At 66.6% G+C, this 15261-nt stretch carries 14 protein-coding genes and 1 tRNA gene; 5 read left to right on the forward strand and 10 right to left on the reverse strand.

Annotation, left to right across the window (positions count from 1 at the left end; all coding sequences use genetic code 11):
- Together AC5RUF_RS08060 and AC5RUF_RS08065 are read right to left on the reverse strand one after the other, a co-directional pair.
- On the reverse strand, nt 1-246 hold a 246-nt coding region (locus tag AC5RUF_RS08060; RefSeq protein WP_494130228.1), incomplete at its 3' end, for a hypothetical protein.
- Between the two features lie 316 nt (nt 247-562).
- On the reverse strand, nt 563-1402 hold the full coding sequence (locus AC5RUF_RS08065; RefSeq protein ID WP_494130229.1) for a Bax inhibitor-1/YccA family protein: 840 nt from the start codon (nt 1400-1402) through the stop codon (nt 563-565).
- Nucleotides 1403-1751: 349 nt separating this feature from the next.
- Between AC5RUF_RS08065 and AC5RUF_RS08070 the strand changes: the two genes are divergently transcribed.
- The 4 genes from AC5RUF_RS08070 to AC5RUF_RS08085 are packed head-to-tail and all read left to right on the forward strand — an operon-like array spanning nt 1752 to nt 5854.
- Nucleotides 1752-3059, forward strand: a complete 1308-nt coding sequence (locus tag AC5RUF_RS08070) for a branched-chain amino acid ABC transporter permease (protein ID WP_493997287.1) — start codon at nt 1752-1754, stop codon at nt 3057-3059.
- Nucleotides 3060-3069: 10 nt separating this feature from the next.
- Nucleotides 3070-4050, forward strand: coding sequence for a branched-chain amino acid ABC transporter permease (locus AC5RUF_RS08075; protein ID WP_493997284.1), 981 nt, complete (start codon nt 3070-3072; stop codon nt 4048-4050).
- The gene (locus AC5RUF_RS08080; RefSeq protein WP_493997283.1) at nt 4047-5111 is read left to right on the forward strand and encodes an ABC transporter ATP-binding protein; all 1065 of its coding nucleotides are present in this window, start codon (nt 4047-4049) and stop codon (nt 5109-5111) included. The genes AC5RUF_RS08075 and AC5RUF_RS08080 overlap by 4 nt, the downstream gene beginning before the upstream one ends.
- Nucleotides 5108-5854: an ABC transporter ATP-binding protein gene (locus AC5RUF_RS08085; protein WP_493997282.1), complete on the forward strand. Its 747-nt coding sequence runs from the start codon at nt 5108-5110 to the stop codon at nt 5852-5854. The genes AC5RUF_RS08080 and AC5RUF_RS08085 overlap by 4 nt, the downstream gene beginning before the upstream one ends.
- A gap of 210 nt (nt 5855-6064) precedes the next feature.
- On the opposite strand, the gene AC5RUF_RS08090 is transcribed toward AC5RUF_RS08085, so the two are convergent.
- Complete coding sequence (locus AC5RUF_RS08090; RefSeq protein ID WP_493998225.1) at nt 6065-7456, reverse strand: ABC transporter substrate-binding protein; 1392 nt, start codon at nt 7454-7456, stop codon at nt 6065-6067.
- A 223-nt stretch (nt 7457-7679) separates the two neighbouring features.
- On the opposite strand from AC5RUF_RS08090, the gene AC5RUF_RS08095 reads away from it, so the two are divergent.
- Nucleotides 7680-8213 carry a hypothetical protein gene (locus AC5RUF_RS08095; protein WP_494130230.1) on the forward strand — a complete coding sequence of 178 codons (534 nt, stop codon included), beginning with the start codon at nt 7680-7682 and terminating at the stop codon, nt 8211-8213.
- Between the two features lie 55 nt (nt 8214-8268).
- On the opposite strand, the gene AC5RUF_RS08100 is transcribed toward AC5RUF_RS08095, so the two are convergent.
- From AC5RUF_RS08100 to eno, 7 genes are all read right to left on the reverse strand, one after another.
- A tRNA-Leu gene (locus AC5RUF_RS08100) sits at nt 8269-8342 on the reverse strand.
- Nucleotides 8343-8461: 119 nt separating this feature from the next.
- The gene (locus tag AC5RUF_RS08105; RefSeq protein ID WP_494130231.1) at nt 8462-9847 is read right to left on the reverse strand and encodes an NAD(P)/FAD-dependent oxidoreductase; all 1386 of its coding nucleotides are present in this window, start codon (nt 9845-9847) and stop codon (nt 8462-8464) included.
- 70 nt (nt 9848-9917) lie between these two features.
- Nucleotides 9918-11285, reverse strand: a complete 1368-nt coding sequence (locus AC5RUF_RS08110) for a S8 family serine peptidase (protein WP_494130232.1) — start codon at nt 11283-11285, stop codon at nt 9918-9920.
- The gene (locus AC5RUF_RS08115; protein WP_493996201.1) at nt 11282-12259 is read right to left on the reverse strand and encodes a Ppx/GppA phosphatase family protein; all 978 of its coding nucleotides are present in this window, start codon (nt 12257-12259) and stop codon (nt 11282-11284) included. Before AC5RUF_RS08115 ends, AC5RUF_RS08110 begins: the two co-directional genes overlap by 4 nt.
- Nucleotides 12256-12933, reverse strand: coding sequence for a DUF501 domain-containing protein (locus AC5RUF_RS08120; RefSeq protein ID WP_493996202.1), 678 nt, complete (start codon nt 12931-12933; stop codon nt 12256-12258). The genes AC5RUF_RS08115 and AC5RUF_RS08120 overlap by 4 nt, the downstream gene beginning before the upstream one ends.
- A gap of 64 nt (nt 12934-12997) precedes the next feature.
- Nucleotides 12998-13657, reverse strand: coding sequence for an FtsB family cell division protein (locus AC5RUF_RS08125; protein ID WP_494130233.1), 660 nt, complete (start codon nt 13655-13657; stop codon nt 12998-13000).
- 178 nt (nt 13658-13835) lie between these two features.
- The gene (gene eno / locus AC5RUF_RS08130) at nt 13836-15116 is read right to left on the reverse strand and encodes a phosphopyruvate hydratase (RefSeq protein ID WP_493996204.1); all 1281 of its coding nucleotides are present in this window, start codon (nt 15114-15116) and stop codon (nt 13836-13838) included.
- Nucleotides 15117-15261: the final 145 nt, after the last annotated feature.

Consider the following 15261-nt stretch of genomic DNA (forward strand, 5'->3'; position numbering starts at 1 on the left):
GCCGAGCACGGTTCCGGCCGGGCTGCCCGGCCCGAATCCGGCCGCTTCCGGGTCCAGTCCCGCAGATGCCGCCGATACCAGGGGCCGGCGGCTGCGGCTCACCCCGAGCGAACAGCCCCCGGGGGCTGTCAGTCCCAGCCGGCGGGCCGCAGTCTCCGCCGTCCGGGCCAGGAACACCTCCGGTTCCGGCGCGGCCAGCAGGATGTCAACAAGTTCCTCCACCACGGACTGCCGGTCGTTCGCCACCGAAGACTCCTTTTCCAGCAGGTGCCGGGCGCCGGCCGCTTACGTGGCCTTTGCCTGCTCCCGCTGCTCCCCATGCAGGGACCGCTCCCCACGTCCTGCATGCTACGTACCGGGCCAGGGGCTGCCCAGCGTAACGGCCGGTTTTGGGCCGGATCCCCGCACGGACGTCAATCGGCGGAAGCAACCGGGACTGGTCGTTCCGTCCGGCGCCGGTGCCCCCGCCGCTTAAACAGCCGGTGCCCCTGCCGCTTAAACAACAGAAGACCCGCAGGCGCCGTGCCTGCGGGTCTTCTGAGGATGCTGCCGGGGCGTAGTGTCAGTCGTCGCCGCGGAGGATAGCCAGGAGGCGGATGATCTCCACGTACAGCCAGACCAGGGTGACCGTCAGGCCGAAGGCTGCGGTCCAGGAGTAGCGCTCGGGGGCGCCTGCCTTGACTCCCTGCTCAATGGACGTGAAGTCCATGACCAGCGAGAACGCGGCGAGGCCGATGGCCAGGAGGCCGATGAACACGCCCATGGGGATGCCGAAGATTTCAACACCGCGCAGGCCCCAGGGATCCTGGACGCCGCCGAAGATCATCAGGCCCACGTTGATCAGCGAGAAGACCGCGTAACCGATGATGGCGATCATAAAGAAGCGCACGGCCTTGGGCGTTGCGCGTACCTTGCCGCTGCGGAACAGGACCAGGGTCACGGCGAACACGGCGAGCGTGCCCAGCACGGCCTGCAGGCCGACGCCCGGGTAGGCATTGTCCAGGACGGCGGTCAGTCCGCCGAGGAACATGCCCTCCAGGACGGCGTACGCCAGGATCAGGGCCGGCACCGGCTCGCGCTTGAAGGAGTTGACCAGGCCCAGGACAAATCCGCCCAATGCGCCCAGGATCATCAGCCCGGCGCCGAGGCCCGGCAGGATGAAGGTCGGGATGGCTGCGCCAACCAGCACTGCGGCAAGGCAGAAGACCGTCTTCATGATCACGTCGTCGTAGGTCATCCGACCCATGTCCGAAGCCTTGGCTGACGGAGCTGTGTACAGATCCTGCAGCTGCTGGGGCGTCATGTTGCTGTGGTCCGTTGCCAGCGTGCCCTGGGCAGCGCCGCCTCGGGTCTGGGAACGGAAATTCTTTCCGTTGAAAACCGGGTTTCCACCAAGTGCCATTGAAATATGTCCTCCATCTGGGGGGGCTGTTTCAGCCCAGCCTACCAAGTCCAACGAACGGCGAAGCGTGCGGATTCCCGCGAATATGCGCCAAACGGTAACGGTTTGATACAGGCGGCGGCCCGCGGGGAGTGCTGCTCTTGCGCCGGCGGCAGCAAAGTCGTTACCCGATCGCGACATTCGCACCGGGACAAACGTCACTGCCTGAAACATTCAGTGGGTAGCATGTTCCCCAATCGGTGACCTGAGTCACATCTACCCGCCTGCGGACCGCATGATCCGGTGCCGCAGCCCTGCGTGGAGGTTTTGGAACTTGGCAAGAACATCGGCGCTGACCCGGTATCTGGGGATGCTGGCAGCGGTGGCGGCGATGTTCGCCGCCCTGCTCCTGTCCGCCCCTGCCGCGCAAGCGACTACAACCAGCCCGTCGGACGGCGCTTCCGCCCCGGCCACCAGTCCGGCAGCCACCGACGGCGCCGACTACCCTGACAGGATCAGCGGCGTCATCAAAAACGAGGGCACCCCGCTGGAAGGGGTGAAGATCACCGCCACCGGCAACGGATACGAGGCCGAGGCCGTCACCGGAGCCAACGGGTCCTGGTCCATCGGCGTCCCGGAGCAGGGCGCCTATGAAGTGGAACTGGACGAGTCCACCCTCCCCGAGGGTGTCGCCCTGGCCGAGGGCCAGCAGAATCCACGCACCGTCACCTTCGCCAACACCACCAACATCAGCACACTGTTCCTGCTGGGTGAAGGCATTGTGCTGCAGGAGGAAAACTTTGGTTCCCTGCTGCTGGAACGTGCCGTGGCTGGCCTCAGTTTCGGCCTGCTGCTGGCACTGAGCGCCGTCGGCCTCTCACTGATCTTCGGCACCACCGGGCTGACCAACTTCGCCCACGGCGAGATGGTGACCCTGGGCGCCGTCCTCGCCTTCACCTTCGCCGCCATGGGCATGCCGCTCTGGGTGGCCCTTCCACTGGCGGTGCTGGGCGGCGGCGCCTTCGGGTACGCGCAGGACGCCGGCATCTGGAAACCGCTGCGGCGCCGCGGCACCGGCCTGGTGCCCATGATGATCGTCAGCATCGGCCTGGCCGTGGCCGTGCGCTACACCGTCCTGTTCTTCTTCGGCGGCGGTACCCAGCAACTGCCGGGTGCCCAGAGTCCGGTGCTGGAACTTGGTCCCGTATCCATCCCCCGCAACACCTTGGTGTCCCTGATCGTCAGCCTGGCGGTCATCCTGGTGGTGGCGCTCCTGCTGCTGCGCACCCGGATCGGCAAGGCCACGCGGGCGGTCGCGGACAACCCGGCACTGGCCGCGGCGTCCGGCATTGACGTGGACCGGGTCATCCGGCTCGTCTGGGTAATCGGCGGGGCACTGGCCGCCATGGGCGGCATACTCTGGGCGTATTACCGCCCCGGTGTGTCCTTCAACATGGGCCAGCAGATCCTGCTGCTGATCTTCGCCGGCGTGACCCTGGGCGGTCTCGGCACGGTCTTCGGGGCACTGGTCGGCTCCGTCCTGGTGGGACTCTTCGTCGAGATCTCCACCCTCTGGCTGGAGGCGGACCTGAAATACGTCGGCGCCCTGGTCATCATGATTCTTGTCCTGCTGGTCCGGCCGCAGGGACTCCTCGGCCGCCGCGAGCGCATAGGTTAGGGGCTTAGTTTTGGATTTCGCCAACATTCTTCTCGGTGCCTTCAACGAGATCATCAGCCCCACCACGGCCGCGTACGCGCTGGCCGCACTCGGCCTCGCCGTCCATTTCGGCTACACCGGGCTGCTGAACTTCGGGCAGGCCGGCTTTATGGCCGTCGGTGCCTACGGTTTCGCCATACCCATCCTGTCCTTTAATGCCCCGCTGCCGCTGGCCCTGCTGATCGCCCTGCTGGCATCAGCGGTGTTTGCCGTCATCCTGGGCATACCCACCCTCCGCCTGCGTGCGGATTACCTGGCAATCGTCACCATTGCCGCTGCCGAGATCATCCGGTACATCGTCACCACCAACTCCATGACTCCGGTGACCGGATCCGCCAACGGCCTGGCCGCCTTCACCGGCAGCTTCTACGGCCTCAACCCGATTCCGGCGGGAACGTACAGCTTCGGCCCCATCTCCATGAACGAACGGGACCTGTGGATCCGGCTGGTGGCCTGGACGCTGGTGATCCTCGCCTGCCTCCTGGTCTGGATGCTGATCCGCAGCCCTTGGGGGCGTGTGGTCAAGGGCATCCGCGAGGACGAGAACGCCGTCCGCGCGCTGGGCAAGAACGTGTACGCCTACAAGATGCAGGCCCTGATCATCGGCGGCCTGCTGGGTACCGTGGCGGGAATTATCTTCACCCTCCCCCGCGATGCGGTGCAGCCGGCCAACTACGGCACGGAACTGACCTTCTATCTCTACACCGCGCTTCTGCTGGGCGGCATGTCCACGGTCCTGGGTCCGGTCCTTGGGTCCATGATCTTCTGGGCCATACTTTCCCTGACCCAGGGCGTGCTTTACGGCGCCATTGAGGCCGGGTACATCACCTTCATCTCCACGTCCCAGGCAGGCCAGATCCGCTACATCCTTGTGGGTGTAGCCCTGATGCTGCTGATGATCTTCCGGCCCCAGGGCATCCTGGGCAATAAAAAGGAGCTGTCGTTCGCATGAGCCACCAGGCAGACGAACCCCGGGCACAGGCCCGTACCGCAGGGGCACACGCAGCCGAACCGGCAGTGTCCCCGGCCGCCCCGGCCACCGTGGCAACCGGGGACGCCGGACACATAACCGACACCCGTCCCATTGCCGCCGGTGAGGTCGGGCCGGGCTGCGCCAAACGGGATCCGATCCTGGTGGCGGAAAACGTCACCAGGACCTACGGCGGCATCAACGCCGTGGACGTGGACCATGTGGAAATTCCCCGGCACAAGATCACCGCTTTGATCGGACCCAACGGTGCCGGGAAAACCACGCTCTTTAATCTCCTGACCGGTTTCGATACCCCGCAGTCGGGCACCTGGCAGTTCGAGGGCAAGGACCTGGCCGGGGTATCCGCCTACAAGGTGGCCCGGCTCGGCATGGTCCGCACCTTCCAGCTGACCAAAGTGATGGGCAAGCTGACCGTGCTGGAGAACATGCGCCTGGGCGCAGCCTCGCAGCCGGGCGAATCCCTCTGGCGGGCCCTGATTCCCCCGCTGTGGCGTAACCGGGAAGCCGAGATCACCGAGCAGGCGGATGTGCTTTTGGCCAAGTTCAAGCTGGACACCAAGCGCGCCGACTACGCGGCGTCGCTCTCCGGCGGGCAGCGCAAGCTGCTCGAAATGGCGCGGGCACTGATGGTCCGGCCCAAGCTGGTGATGCTGGATGAGCCCATGGCCGGCGTAAACCCCGCGCTGACGCAATCCCTGCTGGACCATATCAAGAACCTGAAGGCCGAAGGCATGACCGTCCTGTTCGTTGAACACGACATGCACATGGTCCGCCACATTGCCGACTGGGTCATCGTGATGGCCGAGGGCAAGGTAGTGGCCGAAGGGCCGCCGGCGGAGGTCATGAAGGACCAGGCCGTGATCGACGCCTATCTGGGCGCCCACCACGATGTGGACCTCGGCGACTCGGAAGGCTTCGAAAAGCTGGAGGCGGAACTGGAGCACGACGCCGAGTCCTCCGTAGGCACCGAACCCGCCGGAGCGTCCGCCCGGCTGTCCAACGAACGGAAGGACCAGGCATGAGCGCCGAGGCATTCGATGGCGATTCCGTGGTCAAAGTGACCGACCTGGTGGCGGGCTACCTGCCCGGGGTCAACATCCTCAACGGCTGCAGCATCGAGGCCCGCCGAGGGGAACTGATCGGGATCATCGGCCCCAACGGGGCGGGCAAGTCCACCCTGCTCAAGGCGATGTTCGGCCTGGTGAAGGTGCATTCAGGCACAGTGGTGGTCCGCGGCCAGGACCTGACCGGTCTCAAGGCCAACAAACTCGTCAGCCGGGGTGTGGGATTTGTCCCGCAGAACAACAATGTCTTCCCCTCGCTGACTATTGAAGAGAACCTGCAGATGGGTGTCTTCCAGGCGCCCAAGACTTTCAAGGAACGCTTTGAGTTTGTCTCCGGGGTTTTCCCGGAACTGGCCAAGCGCCGGGCCCAGCGTGCCGGCTCGCTCTCCGGCGGAGAGCGGCAGATGGTTGCCATGGGCCGTGCGCTGATGATGGATCCTGCCGTACTGCTGTTGGACGAACCCTCTGCCGGGCTCTCCCCCGTCAAGCAGGACGAGGCGTTCCTGAGGGTGCATGAGATCAACCGGGCCGGCGTTTCGGTGATCATGGTGGAACAGAATGCCCGCCGCTGCCTGCAGATCTGCGACCGCGCCTACGTGCTGGACCAGGGCCGGGACGCCTACACCGGCACCGGACGCGAGCTGATGAAGGATCCCAAGGTCATCCAGCTGTACCTGGGCACGCTGGCAGAGACAGCCTAGGCCGTCCCTGGCCCCGGGCTCCCCGGGGCTGGCCCGGGGCCGTCCCGGGGCTGGCCGGGGCGAGGAGGGGCCGGCCCGGGGCCAGGAAGCTGGCCCCGAACCCGGGACAGCACCCCTGGAAGGACAGTCAGCAGCAAACACACCCAGCAGCAAAGAAGGAAGCCCCCGCCGGTGCCGGCGGGGGCTTCCTTCTTTGGTGTTCTGTTTCGGCTAGAGCTTGCCCGCCTCGGAGCGGCTGGGCTGCGGCACGTTGTCGGCGTCGTACTGGTAGATGCCGATGAATGCCTCCGTGGGATCGCCGTTCGCATCGAACGTGATCGGTCCGGAGTAGCCGTCATAGTCAATGTCTCCGCCGCCGCGCAGGATCGTCACGCAGCCGGCGAAGTCGAAGCACTTCTCACCCTCGCCGGACACGCTCTCCAGCTGGGCTGCGATGGCCTTGCCGTCGGTGCTGCCGGCAGCCTCGGCTGCCAGCGCCAGCAGGGTAACGGCGTCATAGCTTTCACCGGCGTAGGACCAGTCCTTCAGCGCCGGGTCAACCGCAAGCAGGGATTCCTTGAAGTTTTCCGATGCGAAGGTGCCGGGAATGGTTCCCTGCGCCCCCTCGAGGGTTCCGGCGTCCAGGTCCTTGCTGTAGTCGGAAGTATTGCCGTCCACGAAGAACAGCTGGCTGGAGTCAACTCCCTTGGCCTTCAGCAGCGGCACAATGCTCTTGGCCTGGTCGAAGCTGATGACCACAATTGCGTCGGGCTTTGCGGCGACAACGGAGTCCACCTGGCTGCTGAACTGCGAGTCACCCTCGTTGAACATCTCCTCCACAACCACCTGGCCGCCGGAAGCCTCGACCGAGGTCTTCACGTTGCTCTGCAGCCCCGTGCCGTAGGCGTCATTGAGCACGATCATGCCCACGGTCTGCGCGCCGCAGGACATGATGTAGTTGCCCAGGATACGGCCCTGCAGGACATCCGAGGGAGCGGTCCGCCAGTACAGTCCGTTGTCATCCCAGGTGGAGAAGTCGGGCGAGGTGTTGGCCGGGGAGAACTGGATGACGCCGGCACCGGTGATGTTGCCGATCACCGTCTTGGACACACCGGAGGATGCCGCGCCGACAATGGCGCTGACGCCCTGGCCCAGCAGGTCGTTGACCGACTGCGTGGCAATATCCGTGGTGGTGTCGCCGGAGTCGCGGTGCACGATTTCGACCGGCTTCCCCAGGACGCCGCCGGCGTCGTTGATTTCCTTGACGGCCACGTTGGTGCCGGCGATTTCGGGCGGGCCAAGGTAGGCAAGCGAGCCGGTGGTGGGCAGCAGCGTGCCGAGCTTCAGCGGTGCATCCGTGGTACCCGTGGAGGCGGGTACGGCCGCAGGATCACCCTTGGTACCGGGGTCGGTTCCCGTTCCTCCTTGGTTCTCCGGGCAGGACAGAAGCGCGGCTTCGGCCGCGGTCTCTGACGGGCTGGCGCTATCTCCTCCGGACGAATCCGAGTTGCCGCTGCAGCCGCTGGCAAACAGGACAAAGCCCAAACCGAGGGCGGCTATCTTGGCCGAGCGGGCATATCCCTCGCCCAGGCCAGGACGGCCGGCATTGCGTAGTGCAGTCATAAACGTTATCTCCCCGATCGAAAGGCAGGTGCCTTTGATGCGAATACCAGGTGTTCCTGATTAGAAGAAAAGCTAATGGAACATTGTGTCGAATATAAGAGTTTGGGGTTACAGCCTTGTAACGCTCGTCACATTTTGGGCATCGCGCCCTTGCGCTGAGGGCCGGTTCCACCCCGATACGATGGCGGTACACGGTCTTTTGGGGAAATAACAGGGGAAAACAATGCATGCACAGCGTCTCACCGCCGCCGGTTCCACACTTACCGCTGCGGCGCTGCTGGTGCTGCTGGGTACCGCAGGCCCCGCGCAGGCACTGTCCTGTGCACCGGGCCTGGTTCCCGCCGTGGTGGACGGCGTGCAGGCCTGCATTCCCGCCCCCTCCGGCCAGCCGGAACCCTCACCCTTCTACAATCCCGGGGAAAGCAATTATGACCCGGAGACCGGCCACTATTCCGAAGCCGTCCCTGCGGTTCCCGTACCGGCCGAGTCCCCCGCCGTTCCGGCAGCCGTTCCGTCCGCGGAACCGGCCCGGACTGAGGCAGCTCCCGGCGGGACTGCGGTCCTCCCCGCACCCGCTGCTACGTCCTCGCCGTCGCCGCCGCCGGCCACGTCCCGGACGCCAAGTCCCACACCCTCCGCTGCAGCCGATGAGGAGCGGGCCGGGATGGAGACGGTGCTCCCTGCGGCAGCCGCCGTCGTGATCCTGGGCGTGCTTGCCGGTGCGCTCCTGCGCAGGCACCGCAACCGCCGCGGCTAGGAAGCCCAGCAGGCGGGAACCCGCGCGGCTGTAGCGCCGGCGGGAAAGGTGAAAGTACCCCAGGTCGGACTCGAACCGACAACACACCGATTTTAAGTCGGTTGCCTCTGCCAATTGGGCTACTGGGGCGCACAATTGCCTTCCAAGCCTACTGGAAAGCCGTGGAACGCAGGAAACACAGCGGCGGCGGCCCTCCCCATGGGAGGACCGCCGCCGCTGTGTGCTTAGTTACGCCGTGAAGGCCGCAACTAGGCCTTGGCAGCCGGCTTCTTGGCCGGGGTTGCTGCTTCCTGGAAGCTCTTGCGCGGGTGCTTCAGGTTGCGCAGATCGGTCACGTCGCGGCCGTAGGCCACGTTCAGCAGCCAGCCCGAGATAATCCGGAACTTGCGTTCGAACATCGGCATCGCCATGCCGTGGTAGCCGCGGTGCGCCAGCCAGGCCGGGAAGCCCTTCATGCCGAAGCCCATGATGTTGGCAACGCCCTTGTACTGGCCCAGGCCTGCAACGGCACCCAGGCTCTTGTGGTTGTACTCCTCGACCGTGCCGACGCCGTAGCGGGCGGCCATGATGTTCTTGGCCAGCAGCTTGGCCTGGCGGACGGCGTGCTGTGCGTTCGGGACGCAGAAGCCGCCAACGCCGCCGCCGGAGAGATCGGGAACGGCGGAGACGTCGCCGGCAGCCCAGGCGCCGTCGATGGGGCCGTCATCGCCGGTGATGCGCAGTTCCGGGTTGGCGCGGACGCGGCCGCGCTCGTCGATCGGGAAGTCGGTGGCGCGCACCATCGGGTTGGCCTGCACACCGGCAGTCCAAATGAGGGTGTCGGCTCCGAACTCACCGGCCGGGGACTTGTCCGCCATGTTGATGAGCTTCAGGACGCCGTCCTCGGCGGAAGCCAGGGACGTGTTCAGCAGCACCTCGATGCCGCGCTCACGCATGCTGGAGACAACCCATTCGGCCTGGTCCGGCTTGACCTCGGGCATCACGCGGCCCATGGCCTCGATCATCACGAAGCGCAGGTCCTCGCGGCGGAGCCGGTCGTTGAGGCGCACGGCGTCGCGGGCCATGTCTTCGATTTCGGTCAGGGTCTCGATGCCGGCAAAGCCGCCGCCCACGACGACGAAGGTCAGGGCACGTTCGCGCTCCGGGCCGGCGGGCATCAGGGAGGCCGTTTCAATCCGCTCGAGCACGTGGTTTCGCATCGCCACGGCTTCTTCGATGCTCTTCATGCCGATGCCTGCCTCGGCGAGGCCGGGGATCGGGAAGGTGCGGGTGATGGAGCCTGCGGCCAGGACAACGTCCTGGTAGGGCAGTTCAAACGGTTCGCTGCCGTCGCCCGGTTCAACCGTGGCGGTGCGGGCGGCGTGGTTGATGGAAGTGACCTTGCCGGTGATCAGCTCGGTGCTCTTCAGGTGCATGCGGTGGGATACAACGGCGTCGCGGGCCTCAATGGTGCCTGCGGCCACCTCGGGAAGGAAAGGCTGGTACGTCATGTACGGCAGCGGGTCCACTACCGTGACAATGCCACCCTGTGCCTTTACCTTCTTCTGGAGGTCTTTGGCTACGTACAGACCAACGTAACCACCACCGACCACCAGAACGCGGGGACGATCAGAAAACTGCTTGTTCGATGCCATAGCCCCAATGCTACCCGAGTTTGTGAAAGTCTTCACGAACCATTTGACAACGGACACATGGGGCGTTCGGCTACCTCACTCCGGCCTCGTCCAGCGATCCGGATTCGCTGGCGGCAGCGGCACCCGCGGCCCCGTTCCGGCGCCTCACCACGGCGACGTGCACGGTCCCGGCGGCAACCACCAGGACCAGCAGTCCCCCGAAGCCGAGCACTACCGCGGCGGGCAGGGCCGTACTTTCGGCCGGCGGTGGGGCCGCTGCCGGCACAGTGGGCTCCGGCAGGTCGGGGACCGTGGGTGCAGGGAAGTCGGCGGTGCCCGGCGAGACATCGGCCACGCGCCGGTGGACCCGGATCCATTCGGCAATGGAGCCCAGCGGATTGGCTGTGACGGAGGGAACCTCGGCGTTGACTGCGGCATTGGCGTCCAGAATGCCGTACCCGTAAATGGTGTCGGTCCCGGGAGCTCCGGCGTCGCGGGCGGTGCTGACTATCCGGTTGACCACGTTCGCTGCGCTCATTTCCGGGTGCGCCGAGCGGATCAGCGCTGCGACGCCGGAGACCAGCGGAGCGGCTCCCGAGGTCCCTTCCCACTTGGCGTACCGGGAGGTGCCTTCGGGCAGGCCGCCGATCAGGTCTTCGGCCGGGGCGGCCACGCCGATGCTGATGCCCTCGGAAGAGGAATCGAAGCTGGCTTCGCCCTGGCGGTTCAGCCCGGCCACGGTCAGGACGCCCGGAATGGTGGCAGGTGCCCCCACCTGGACCATTCCCACGCCCCGGTTGCCGGCAGCCGCGACCACCACCACGTCATGCTGTTCCGCATACAGGAACGCGTCGTCCCAGCTTTCCGGCCACGCGGTGGACGTGCTGCCCAGGGACATGTTGATCACCTTGGCGCCGTTGTCGACCGCCCAGCGCACCGCGTTGGGGATCTGGGCGTCGATGGGCACTCCGGCAGGGTTGGTGCCGCCGATCCAGGCCGATACGGCCAGGATCTCGGCCTCAGGTGCCACGCCGATGATGCCGTCGGGGCGCTCGGTGTCCCCTTCCTTGGCATCGGGCTTGGCATGGCCGCGCCCGGCGAGCAGGGTGGCCACCAGGGTCCCGTGCGCCGGGTTGCTGCCCAGGCCCTTGGCGCCCTTGGGGTCACCGGCCCCGGAGACGTCCACTCCGCCGGTTACCGCGCCTGCGAGGTCCGGATGGCTGGCGTCCACACCGGTATCGATGACGGCAACTTTGACGCCTGCGCCCTTCGTGGTCTTCCACGCATCGGTGATGCCGTAGTCGGCCAGCCAGTACTGTTTGTCCCGCCATTCGTCGGCGTAGGCGGCCGAGGGCGCCAACAGCGGCAGCACGACGGCGGCGGTCAGTGCGGCAGCCGCGGCGCGAAGGCGCCCGGCTCCTCCCCCGGGACGGCCGGGGGCCCGTTCTGCGGCCTTCACCCGGCGACGCCCAGGGCGATGCCGTCAAGGATGTCGTGTTCGCTGGCAAACGCCGAGGTGACCCGCCCGTCCGTCAGTTCCTCGATGCGGTCTACGATGGTGCGCCAGATCAGGGCGCCGGCACCGATAACGTCCACGCGGCCCGGATGCATGTAGGGCAGCGCGGCCCGCGCCTCCCGGTCCCGGTGCAGCAGCGCATCGGCGGTCCGGTCGATCTGTTCCCTGCTCAGCTCGGTGCCGTGGATGGCATCCGGGGAGTACTCGGCCAGGTCCAGGGCGGCGGCGGTGACGGTGGTGATGGTCCCGGCCACGCCCACCAGCCGGTCGGTTTCGGCCAGGGGGACGGAGTCCAGCGCGGAGGCGATCATGTCCAGGATCTCCGAGGTGGCGGCAGCGGTTTCCGCTTCCGTGGGGGGATCGGAGTGCAGGTAGCGTTCGGTGAAGCGGACGCAGCCCATGTTGGTGCTCTTGGCAGCGAGCACGCCGGTGCTGTCACCGAGGACGAACTCGGTGCTGCCGCCGCCCAGATCCACCACGAGGGTCTTGGCGCCGTTGCTGCCTGCGAAGACACTGGCTGCGCCGGCGAAGGACAGCGCGGCTTCCTCATCGCCGCTGATGACTTCGGGTTCAACGCCCAGGCGTGCACGGATGCCGTCGGCAAACTCCTGCCGGTTTTCCGCGTCGCGGCTGGCAGAGGTGGCAACAAACCGGACCCGGGATGCTCCGTGTTCACGGATGAGGGCCGCGTATTCGTCCGCCGCGGCAAAGGTGCGCTCCAGCGCTTCCGGGGCCAGCCGTCCGGTGGCATCCACTCCCTGGCCCAGCCGGTTCACGCGCATCAGGCGGACGACGTCGGTCAGCCGGGCCGCGCCGTCGTCGTCGCGGACAATATCCGCGATCAGCAGGCGGATGGAGTTGGTGCCGCAGTCGATGGCGGCAACCCGCACGCTTCCGGTGGTGTCCTGGTCTGTCACAGTTCTCCCTCGTTGGTTGCAGCGTGCCCTGCTGCGTCGCTGCCCTGCCGGCGGGCTGCCTTCTTGCTTTCAAGCTCTTCGGGGCTCAGTCCCTGCGTTTTGGTGTGCCGGCTGAGGTCCCGGGCGGGTGCCGCCCCGGTGGTGTCCCAAGCACCTTCGCAGTAGCAGCGGTCCGTTGTCCACCATTCGGCGATGGCGGCCAGGGCTTCGTCGCCCAGCGGGTTCACGCCCGGACCGGCGGCCAGGGAATGCCCCACCAGGACGTGCAGGCATTTGACCCGGGTAGGCATGCCGCCGGCGGAAACCCCGTCGATTTCCGGCACGGGGCCGGTGCCGGTGCGTTCGCCGATTTCGTTGCGGACCCGGAGGTAGTGCTCGTGGGCGCTGCGGTACCGCTGTGCCAGGTCCGGGTCCTCCTCAAGCCGGCTGGTCATCTCCGTCATCAGCCCTGCCGCTTCCAGCCGGGAGACGGCGGCGGTGATCACCGGGTGGGTGAGGTAGTACGTGGTGGGGAACGGAATGCCGTTGCTCAGCCGGGGCGCCGTGGTGGCGACCAGCGGGTTTCCGCAGACACATCGGGCGCCGATCTCGACGACGTCGCGCACCGGCCGGCCGAGCTGCCTGCTCAGCGTTTCCAGGTCTTCCTGGGTGGGGGTGAGCTGGTCCTGCGTCATGCTCAGTGGTTCCTTCCGTGGGGGCCGCGCGGGTCCCGGGCTGCTAGTTCTATCAGCCTCCAGATTACTGTGCCGTGGCGGATCTCTTGACCGAGTCCCACAGCGAATCAACCCATTCCAGGTCTTCGGGCTCTTCTTCGGCGGCCTGCGCCGCGGCTTCCTCGACACCGTTTTCACCCTTGACCAGGTACCGCTTCTCCCCCGGCATCACCAGGAAAATCCGGTCCCGTGCCTGCTGCTTGATGTACGCCGGGTCCTCCCAGCGGCGCAACTGCAGTTCCAGATCCGACTGCTGCTCCTGGGCCCGGGCAATTTCGGCCTTCGCGGCCGCAATGTCGGAGCGCTGCTGCAGGTAGGTGCGGACCGAGGGCGCCAGCAGCACGGTGATGGCGACCATCACCATGGCAAGGACCAGCAGCCGGCCGGAGAACGCCTTTGCCGGGACGGGGCGCAGCTCGTCGACGCCCTCGGGCTCCGGTGTCGCCTTGGTTTCCTGCCGGGTGCCGGGCTCGCGGTGGATGGCTCCGGACAGCTGCATCCGGGTGGCGGCCCGGGTGTCCGAGGCCGACGGGCGGGCGGACCGGGTTGCTGAGGGCTTTGCAGCGGGTTTTGCAGCGGCAGGCTTGGCTGTTGCCGGTTTGGGGGCGGACTTCACAGCAGGCTTCGCCGCGGCAGGCTTCACGGGGGCCGGGGGCCTGGGCACCTTGGGGCGTCGCGTTGACATGCGTTCTGTGTCCTTGGGTATCTCGATGCTGCGGATATTGCGTCCGGCATACAAAACCGGCCCGGAAACCGCTGCGGGCGGGCTCCTCCTACGAGGTTACCCACCCGGGGCGTCCGGGCCGGTTACGCAACGCCTGCGGACCCCCGATCAGGGGCCGCAGGCGCCGGCAGTGCGGATGCTAGCCGTTGAAGCGCGGGAAGGCGCTGCGTCCGGCGTAGCGGGCGGCGTCGTCGAGTTCCTCTTCGATGCGCAGCAGCTGGTTGTACTTGGCCACCCGCTCGGAACGTGCCGGGGCGCCGGTCTTGATCTGGCCGGCGTTGGTGGCTACGCAGATGTCGGCGATGGTGGTGTCTTCGGTTTCACCGGAACGGTGCGAGGTGATGGTGGTGTACCCGGCACGCTGGGCCATGGTGATGGCGTCCAGGGTTTCGGACAGGGTGCCGATCTGGTTGACCTTCACCAGCAGCGAGTTGGCGGCGTGGTTCTTGATGCCGGTTTCCAGGCGTGAGGGGTTGGTGACGAACAGGTCGTCGCCCACCAGCTGCACCTTATCGCCCAGGCGGGCCGTCAGGGTCTGCCAGCCGTCCCAGTCCTCTTCGTCCAGCGGGTCCTCGATGGAAACCAGCGGGTAGTCCCGGACCAGTTCCTCGTAGTATGCGGACATCTCCTCGGCGGTGCGGTTCTGTCCCTCGAAGACGTAGGCACCGTCCTTGTAGAACTCGGAGGAGGCGACGTCCAGGGCCAGGGCGATGTCGTTGCCGGGCACGTAGCCGGCACGCTCGATGGCTTCGACGATCAGGTCCAGTGCCGCACGGTTGGAGGGCAGGTTCGGTGCGAAGCCGCCTTCGTCACCCAGGCCGGTGGAGAGGTTCTTTTCCTTCAGCACGGACTTGAGGTTGTGGTAGACCTCCACGCCCCAGCGCAGGCCCTCGGAGTAGGTCTGGGCACCCAGGGGAACAATCATGAATTCCTGGATGTCGACGTCGGAGTCGGCGTGCGAACCGCCGTTGAGGATGTTCATCAGCGGCACGGGCAGGATGTGCGCGTTGGGGCCGCCGAGGTAGCGGTACAGCGGAAGGGCTGCTGATTCAGCGGCGGCGCGGGCCACGGCCAGGGACACACCCAGGATGGCGTTGGCGCCCAGGCCGGACTTGTTCTCGGTGCCGTCCAGGTCGATCATGGCCTGGTCAATGGCACGCTGGTCTGCTGCGTCGAAGCCCAGCAGCGCCGGCTGGATCTGCTCGATCACGGCTTCGACGGCCTGCAGCACACCCTTGCCCTGGTAGCGGTTCTTTTCTCCGTCGCGGCGTTCATTGGCCTCGAAGGCGCCTGTGGAGGCACCGGAGGGAACAGCGGCCCGGCCGAAGGTGTCGTCGTCGAGCAGCACCTCCACCTCAACGGTGGGGTTGCCGCGGGAGTCGAGGATTTCGCGTGCGTGGATGGCATCGATGACGGCCATTGATTTGCTCCTGTTCATTGGAACGATTGGGGAGAAAACTGCGGGCCTGCCGTACCGGCAGGCGACAGTGTCTGCCTCTTAGCCTAATAGAATCGCGGCCGCGGGTAAGGCCCGCCCGGCGAATAGACCCTGTCCGGCCCCTCGG

The organism is Arthrobacter sp. Y3224198, assembly GCF_059090025.1.

What these genes read in the sequence shown, in the direction of transcription:
- AC5RUF_RS08070 (WP_493997287.1), top strand. Translation starts at nt 1,752, where the DNA reads ATGCTGGCAGCGGTGGCGGCGATGTTCGCCGCCCTGCTCCTGTCCGCC.
- AC5RUF_RS08095 (WP_494130230.1), top strand. Translation starts at nt 7,680, where the DNA reads ATGCATGCACAGCGTCTCACCGCCGCCGGTTCCACACTTACCGCTGCG.
- AC5RUF_RS08105 (WP_494130231.1), bottom strand. Translation starts at nt 9,847, where the DNA reads ATGGCATCGAACAAGCAGTTTTCTGATCGTCCCCGCGTTCTGGTGGTC.
- AC5RUF_RS08125 (WP_494130233.1), bottom strand. Translation starts at nt 13,657, where the DNA reads ATGTCAACGCGACGCCCCAAGGTGCCCAGGCCCCCGGCCCCCGTGAAG.
- AC5RUF_RS08065 (WP_494130229.1), bottom strand. Translation starts at nt 1,402, where the DNA reads ATGGCACTTGGTGGAAACCCGGTTTTCAACGGAAAGAATTTCCGTTCC.
- AC5RUF_RS08120 (WP_493996202.1), bottom strand. Translation starts at nt 12,933, where the DNA reads ATGACGCAGGACCAGCTCACCCCCACCCAGGAAGACCTGGAAACGCTG.
- AC5RUF_RS08085 (WP_493997282.1), top strand. Translation starts at nt 5,108, where the DNA reads ATGAGCGCCGAGGCATTCGATGGCGATTCCGTGGTCAAAGTGACCGAC.
- AC5RUF_RS08090 (WP_493998225.1), bottom strand. Translation starts at nt 7,456, where the DNA reads ATGACTGCACTACGCAATGCCGGCCGTCCTGGCCTGGGCGAGGGATAT.
- eno (WP_493996204.1), bottom strand. Translation starts at nt 15,116, where the DNA reads ATGGCCGTCATCGATGCCATCCACGCACGCGAAATCCTCGACTCCCGC.
- AC5RUF_RS08080 (WP_493997283.1), top strand. Translation starts at nt 4,047, where the DNA reads ATGAGCCACCAGGCAGACGAACCCCGGGCACAGGCCCGTACCGCAGGG.